General features: G+C 54.9%; 6 protein-coding genes. 2 read left to right on the top strand and 4 right to left on the bottom strand.

Annotated features, from left to right (window positions below; genetic code table 11):
- Together pglW and VGE80_RS03830 are read right to left on the bottom strand one after the other, a co-directional pair.
- The coding region (gene pglW / locus VGE80_RS03835; protein ID WP_440591734.1) for a BREX system serine/threonine kinase PglW at positions 1-3,172 on the bottom strand (3,172 nt) is incomplete at its 3' end.
- A 58-nt stretch (positions 3,173-3,230) separates the two neighbouring features.
- Positions 3,231-3,449, bottom strand: coding sequence for a helix-turn-helix domain-containing protein (locus tag VGE80_RS03830; RefSeq protein WP_440591733.1), 219 nt, complete (start codon positions 3,447-3,449; stop codon positions 3,231-3,233).
- Positions 3,450-3,685: 236 nt separating this feature from the next.
- On the opposite strand from VGE80_RS03830, the gene VGE80_RS03825 reads away from it, so the two are divergent.
- Together VGE80_RS03825 and VGE80_RS03820 are read left to right on the top strand one after the other, a co-directional pair.
- Complete coding sequence (locus tag VGE80_RS03825; RefSeq protein ID WP_440591732.1) at positions 3,686-4,804, top strand: hypothetical protein; 1,119 nt, start codon at positions 3,686-3,688, stop codon at positions 4,802-4,804.
- 376 nt (positions 4,805-5,180) lie between these two features.
- Positions 5,181-5,834, top strand: coding sequence for a hypothetical protein (locus tag VGE80_RS03820; RefSeq protein ID WP_440591731.1), 654 nt, complete (start codon positions 5,181-5,183; stop codon positions 5,832-5,834).
- A 15-nt stretch (positions 5,835-5,849) separates the two neighbouring features.
- Here the strand turns inward: VGE80_RS03820 and VGE80_RS03815 are convergent, their stop codons facing one another.
- Together VGE80_RS03815 and VGE80_RS03810 are read right to left on the bottom strand one after the other, a co-directional pair.
- Complete coding sequence (locus tag VGE80_RS03815) at positions 5,850-6,536, bottom strand: S1 RNA-binding domain-containing protein (protein ID WP_440591730.1); 687 nt, start codon at positions 6,534-6,536, stop codon at positions 5,850-5,852.
- A gap of 108 nt (positions 6,537-6,644) precedes the next feature.
- Positions 6,645-7,887, bottom strand: a 1,243-nt coding sequence (locus VGE80_RS03810; protein ID WP_440591729.1) for a DEAD/DEAH box helicase, incomplete at its 5' end; no start/stop codon positions are given.

Raw genomic sequence — 7,887 nt, 5'->3', positions numbered from 1 at the left:
CCCCCAATCGACGAGCGTAATCGGCAAGTTCTGCATTCAAGGCGATCAGGACAAGACTGCCGTCGCGGCGAACGATGAAGCGGGGATTGGTCATCGCCCGTTCGACTTCGACGCAGGCACGGACAATAGCAGCAGCAAGTTTTGATCGCTTTGGTTCATCCAGAGAGGAGCCGCGCGCCAAAAGAACTGCCTCACCGAGCTCCCCAGTAGACATCACCCCGCCTTGCCCGACGATCAGCTCGGCAAGATCGTCTCTCAGGCGAGTAAGAGTCGGCTCCTTACCCCAGCGATCTTGCATTTTACCGATGATCTGACCGATTCGAGCCCGTGTGACGTCCACCACACGAGCGACGTCGGATTGACTGGGCCAGCAATCGACGATCGCTGGGTCGAGTCCCAGCAGAAGTTGGCAGACCTGCTGGAATGTTTCGCCCTCGCGGACTCCGGTCTTGAGGATGCGGTCGGCGATGAGGTCGACACTGAGGTTGCCGACGTCGCTAGTATCTGCCTGAGCTTCATCGTCTTCGGGGACGAGCGGCTGCTCGCGATTCGGCGTGCCAAGGCGCTCGCGAAGAATCTTCACAGCGACGGCAATTTCGCGCCGTGTCTTGTTACCAACGCCGCGAAAACGGGCGATTCTGCGGAGCGGAACAGTCAGCAAATCTTCGACCGTCAGGATGTTTCGCAAATCGAGCGCGTTGGAGGCTCTTGTTCCCAGGCCCAACTCTCCGATGTGCGTGTCGAATGTGGCATCGGCCAGCATTTCGCGAAGTTGCGACTCATCCGCATGGTCGGAAAGCGTGCCGCTCTCGTCGATCCCTTTGAAACACTCCCGCCACTCGCCGAGCATTGTTTCGCAATTGTCGAAGCGATCGTTGATGTTACGGCGGAAGGCGGTGGCGAAGAATTCGGTCAGCGGTTCTCGAAGGCTGGCCTCAAACGCTTCGCTGTCGATGGTGATCTCGGTTTCCGGACTCAGATGCGACGGATCGGTCGCTCCATCACCCCATTTCGGCAACGACCCCGTCGCCAGTTCGTAGAGTGTGACAGCGGCGGCATAGCGTTCGGCATGCAGATCCCAGCGCGGGGGCTTGCGGAGTGGCAGCAAGGGATCGAGATAGCCGCTGGTGCCGGCGCGGATATTGTCTGGCGGGGTACGTGAAAGCGAGAAATCGAACAGGACGAGATGGAGCTTGTTGCCGCGACCGACGCTGCCGACAGCAATGTTGTGAGGCTTGATGTCGCGATGCGGGATGCCTTGTTCTTCCAGGTAATTGACGACGTCGAGCAGATCCTCGCCGAAGCGTTGCAGCAGATCGACGTGCAGCCGTCCATCCTTGCGCAACCGCTCACCGAGGGTTTCAACCAGCTTCTTTTGTCGATCTGCATAGACCGGGTGCATTAAGAAGGCGACGCGGTCACCAAGTTCCAGAGCTTGATAAAACTCGACGATGTGGGCGTGTCGCAGTTTGTTGAGAACTTCGATCTCGTCACGCAGACGCACATTGAGTTCGGGGTCGGAAGCAACCTTGAGCACGTAATCCTGACCGTCACGCTCGACGAGGAGGGCTACGGAACACGCTCCCTGGCCCAAGCGGCGAATCACGGTGTAGCCCCCCTCGATGACATCACCGATCTGGGCTTGTGTCGGGTCGTCGACGAAGTCATGGACCGGCGAAGTCAGTTCGTTTTCAACTTCATCGAGTGTGGCCAGGAAATCAACGACCGAATCGGTCCGATTACTGACTATGGGATTCGTGGCCTCCTGCACCAGCATTTGCAACCATTCACCGGCACCATTCATCACCGAGCTGATCGGCAGGCCGGTTGTCCCACGGAGCTTGTTGCTGAGTTCCAGGCCGTCCGCGGCGGGCGCAACACCGGAGAATACGTGATACGCGATGGCACCGAGCGAAAAGACGTCCAGATGTTCACCTGTATTGTCATCCGTGAGCGCTTCTGGGGCCATGTATGCCTTGCTGGCGTCTTCAACGAGTTGGTCGACGTGAGACGTCGCCGAAACGGTGCGCGAGACTCCGGAGGTCGAAGTGCCCTGGCGATATCCGACTTGCCAGTTGAAGACTTTCAATCGCGGGTGACCGGCGACGTGAGTCACCAGGATGCTCTGCGGACAAAGTGCGCGATGGACGACCTTCTTCTCGTGAGCGTAACGCACGACTTCGGCAATCTGCCGCACGAGATTCAACTGTTCGTCGATGGTCAGCTTGTCTTTCCGCTGGGCCAGGTAATGGTCAAGGCGGATGCTGGTAGGGTCGTGCTCGAACAGCAACGCCGGGCCGACTTCATGTTCGGTGAAGTTATTGACCTTCAGGATGCCAGGATGCCCCAGCGTTTCGAGAATCTGGAACTCGCGGAGGGCAGCTCGTTCAATCCGCTTTCGGTCTTCGACGGTGGCTTCAGTGCGAACCAGGTACAGACGGACGCGACGCTTTGATTCAGCGACCTGACTATGACTGGCCCGCCAATCCTGATATCCCGGCCCTTCGTCGATGATCTGTTCGAGGACGTAGTCGCTGACCTTCCGATTGCGCTGGGAGGGACGGATACCAGCCTGCTCCATCGCCTGACTGACGACCTTCATCATGGGGCGGTCAAAGGTGCCCTTGGCATAGGAGTCTAACCCTGGACATTCACGACGCTTGATCGCGGCCAAAATGCCGGGGCGTTCGGGAGTTTCGCCGGCTGCCGCTCGGTCGCGGAGACAGACATGGAATCGTGAATTGCCTTGCAGCTCACAGTGAAGGTCGGGAGCTGAGCAGAAAACGAGCGCCTCGACATACGGCAGCTTGCCTTTCTTTTGTGCCGCTTTCTGTCGCTCCAGAAGGGATCGGAGCTTTTTGGCTTTCAGGTTGGTGGCCAACAGTGGGTTGTCCACCGTCTTCAGTTTGCCGTCCGCATCCCACGTCCAAGTCCCGGCATCACCATACAGGCGACCGGGGTTGCTCTTGATTTCGATGAGAAAGAAACCTTGCGGCGTGAAGACCAGCAGATCAACTTCATTGATACTGCCGTCATCGGCAATGAACTCAAAATTGGACCAGGCTCGATACGGATCGTTTGACGGAAACTGCTCGCGCACGAAGTTCAGCGCATCCCTTTCCCAGGGATACGTCGATTCGGTCACAGTGATCCAGTTGCCCGCCTTCGACATCGGTTCCTCGTCGCCTCGAATGCTTCTGACGAATCAAACTCATCAATTCGATCAGCCCTCACTTCGCTCGTCGCGGCGGCTTGTGCCGCGTTGTCGATCGCTCCAGATTTTGAAGCACCTGATTCAGATCCTCGCGTTTGTAAAGTCGGTAGTGGTTGATCGGATGCCTGTGTTCAGGAATCTTGCCTTCCGCACCCCACTTGCGCACGGTATTCGGAGCGACCCCAAGGATTTCCGCTGCCTCGTGGACCTTCACATAAACTTCTTTGACGGTCATGACCGAGCCTCACAAATGCCTCGAAAGGGTCGATTGCCGCAGACAGTGCAAACCTTACCAATTCTTCCACTGGGAAACAAACACAGGGGACCTGCAATTCATGGCGAAACGTGTGATTGCGAGATACGCTCGGGGTAGGGCTTCCCGTGGAGTGGGACAAGCCCGAGAGCATCACAATGCGAGATATTCTGAAGACGATGTTTCCGGTGGACCTCTGGCAATGATGGTGGCGATGAATGAAGAAAAACAGCAAAGATCAGCGACGTAAGAAAAAGCTCGAAGAAAAGTCTAAGTCGAAGCGAGATCACGAAGAGTCGCTAAAGCTACGATCCGTGTATCCAGACTTCGTTTTCGACGAAACGGAATCCCAGACTGATCCTGCGTTCGTTGCGCTCATCAAAGATGCCATCCGGCAGTTCCGCTTCACTGAACTTCATCCGATGGACCGAACTGCGTTCAAAGACATGAAGAAATTCGGCGCGGCATATCCTGTAGAAATGATCCGGCGTGCGATGAAGGAAAACCAAGCCAACGGAGTCCAGACTCCACATTCAATGCGAGGGGACTTTCTTTGGTGGGTTTCTGTTGGCGAGACCATTTTTGGCAAGATTCCTGAATCGGACCGCAAGAATTTCCTGCCGATCAACAATGTCCGGTTCCTTTATCGCGGCACGGCAATCCTTGTTCAGTTCTACTCGCTGCTTTCACATAGGCACGCAGGCAGCACCCTGTGCTATTCGAGACGAGAGCCGCAGATCGAGTTGGATGGCCAGCGGTTCACTGTTGCCTTCTCCAATGAGGCCATGAAGAGAATTGGCGAGCGGACAGTTCACCAGCCATTCAGTTACACGGGCGTTGGTGAGTTCTTTGCTTTCATGGATCTATGTGCGAACTATGAGCCGTGCACGCTTCGTGACGGGGGACTGGCGTTCACATTCTTCGATTACTGCACCGAACGAATGTGGTCATCACACTACGTCACCGAAGTGTTGGGCGAAGACAAACTCGATCCAAAGTTGGGAGAGCCGTACTACCGTGTGGGTTATTGCCCGATCGTCATCGTTGATGATCGCTTCGCACTCGCGAAAACACTCTTGTTCCCCGGCTTTTCAAAGACACCCGAGTATCAAGCCCTTCAAGTTTCACGTTTACCATATGCGGAGAAGGAGCGGCTGAAGGCGGTGGCGACCCACGACCTGACTCTCGCACAGATCCAAAAGACACGCGATTTTTCAGCCCTCAAGTGGTTTCAGGAGAATGGAGTTCCCCAAGTTATTCAGACGCAGAAGAAGATGTTTCACGTTTACGGCGATTCAGTCAAGGGGCATGGCACGTCCACACTGTTGTGCCGATGAACAAATTGAAACCAAGGATCATGACATGAAGGCCAGCGTTCGCTAGTCCAGAGAAAAGTCGGCTGAGGAAGCTCGTCAGATAATCAGTGAGCAACTCAAAAGTGAAGATGAAGTTGGCGGCAAGGTGCAGCGGGGCGAGGCGACTGAAGCCATCTGGAAACGGCTACGAAAACGCTGGCAGCGGCGATGCAGAAACTGACGCCATCTGTGTGATGAAGGTATTAAGCTACTCGAAGGGCGGATTGTCACGCAGTGAAAAGAGTTCACATCGCGATCAGAACATTCGCCAGTCAGCGCCTCCCGGGCTCCATCAAACCCATTGAGCAAAATGCAGCGACAGGACAAACCGCCACTCTTGAACTCGACGAGAGCAGTCATGACCGCTGAAGCCTCCAAAGACAAATTCCTTCGTTTGTTTCCCGGTGGATTCAGTGATCCGAAATACTTGACGGACGAACGAAATTACAAGATCGCCGCGTACGGGACATGGTGTGACCTCCTGAACCGAGAGGAACTCGAGAACTTGCTGGACACCGAGCAGTTCCAGGAAATCTGTCGTCGTGCGCTGCAAGTCGAGTCCAAAACGAGTCTGATGCTCAGCCCGTTCGAGAAGTCAGCTCTCCGTGAGGCGTTCACGCGAGACAAAGCTGCGCCGATGTTTGCCTGGGGCCTTTTCGAGCTGATCTATGGAGAAGGCGACTTCCAAAATCGATTTGAGGAATTCGGACTGGATCTGGCAACTCTGACGTCAAAACAAACCTCTCCGTACAAATGGACGATCGCGACCATCTTTCCCTTTTTGGCACTCCCCAAAGAGCACATCTATCTGAAGCCGGAAGTTACGAAGGCCGCGGCGAAGCGACGTCGGTTCTCATTAAATTATAAGCCGGAACTGAATTGGCTGACCTACTCGTGCCTTCTTCGCTTCGCAGAGGCTCTTTCCGAAGAAGTTGCTGACTTGAATCCTCGTGACATGATCGACATCCAATCCTACATTTGGGTGACAGAGTTCTACGAGAAGGAATTGTGAATCTGCACAGTTGTGTCACTTCCGCGAGTCAAGCCTCCCGCGTAGCGGTCCCGTCTTTGCTTTTCTGTGCACACTGGTTTTCTGTACATCTGCGGCGTCTGTTTCTGAACTTTGTTGGAGCGCCTTGAGGGAAAGGCTGATCCGCTGTCGATCAGGCTGGATCTCCAACACCCGAACGTGAACCTTCTGGCCAACTTTAACCACATCGCTGACCTTTCGGACCCGCTGATGATCGAGTTCGCTGATGTGGATCAACCCTTCGATTCCCGGTTCAAGTTCGACAAACGCGCCAAACTCGGACGTGCGGCTTACCTTCCCAACCAAGTTGTTTCCAACTCGATAGCGAGTTTCGATGCCCGACCACGGATTGGCCGAAAGTTGACGCATTCCAAGGCTCACTCGCTGTTTTGTGCGGTCCACCGACAAGACAACGACGTCAACTGGCTGCCACTGTTGTAAAAGGTCCAAAGGATGTTTGAGTCGCGTCCAGGTCATTTCTCTGATGTGCAGGAATCCCGTGACGCCTCCCAGGTCGATGATGGCACCATAGTCTTTGATGGCTGCAACGGTTCCGGAGTACCGCTGACCGACTTGCACCTGCGTCCAGAACAACGTGGCAGCTTCTTCAAATTGTTCAATCAGGATCGCTCGCTGGCTGACAACGAGATTCCGTTCCTGCGGATCGACGTCGATGGTTCGCACGGCCATTTTCCTGCCAACGAAATCGTCCATCGACGTGGTCCCTCGTAGATCCAAATGACTCGCCGGAAGGAATCCCCGCAGTGTGTTGACTCGAACATCTAATCCACCCTAGTTGACCTTGAATACCGAACATTCGACAACCTCTCCAATGGACAGGTCACTATAGAATCGTGGAGGTGGTGAGGTCGTTGCCGAGACGCTTGACCGAATTGCAGATCCAGAGAGCTTCTTCTGACATGCCTCAGTCAGTGTATCAACCATGTAGTGTACGACTTCACCTGACATCGAGTCGAGAATCGGGAGCTTGTTTTGACTCGGAGTTCCGATAACTCGCCCAACAAATGAGTTAATCTTCACAAGTTGGCCGAGCGCGTTGGCAGGGAAGTCGCTATGTCGCGCGAATTCCTCGATAGGACGGCAGATGCTTGACTGCTGCCGATCAATGGCCCGTACAACCTTCGCGATCAATGGATTCTTGAAATCATCGGGGCTGAGGCAGAGCACGAGTCGCGCTTTGGCTCGGCTAAGTGCGACGTTCACCAAACGGGGAGCATCGGGAGTCTTCAAAAATGGGTTGTTGCCAACGACAGGGTCAAACACAATCGCGTATTGCTCACTCCCTTGAGCTCGATGGACTGTACTGACGCGAACTTTGCCCAACCCGGCCTCTCGTAACTTTAATCGGATCAGTGTCCGCTGAGCGCGAAATGGAGTCAAAACCAAGATGTCAGATTCATCTCGCTGCGCCGCAAGAACCGCTACAACTTCGCAAATCTTCAAGGCGGACTCGTATCGAATCGGACCTCGAAAGTTCTGTGACCAGGTTCCATCCTCGGCCACCATCACAACTGAGACAGGACTCGAAGGGGGGCGAACCCGTCGATAAGAAGTCCATTGCGGGTCAGCAAGGCTGTCAGTCGCAACTGTGAGCTTTCCGTCATAGAAGACGTCGCTGATGATTCGGCAGATCGGTTCTGCCATTCGTGATTGCTGATCGAGCAAGAACGTTGAGCGGGGGTTTGACTTCAAGTCCCTAAACATGGACTCACCCAGCCATCGCTGTGCCTCTGGAGATCCGGAAATCACAATCGGCGCGAGTTGCTTGGGGTCCCCGGCGAAGATTATCCGTTGGCCGAGTGGCATCAACGCCATAGCGTGGGCCTGACCAACCTGGCTCGCCTCGTCAAAAACGAGCAGATCGTAGGAGCCGAGTTCCCTGAGCAAGTCCCGCGTGAAGATCGCTCGCGTTGTGGTCATGGCAGCCACACGTACGCTCTCAAGAAAATCCTTGGCTTGCGTGCGAATCTCCTGTCGAATGGAATCAACTTGTCTCACCCACAGATCGTAGGGA

Source organism: Schlesneria sp. (genome assembly GCF_036405755.1).
Lineage (GTDB): Bacteria > Planctomycetota > Planctomycetia > Planctomycetales > Planctomycetaceae > Schlesneria > Schlesneria sphaerica.
Note: the sequence above shows the minus strand (reverse complement) of the source record. Positions and strands in the feature narration are given on the sequence as shown.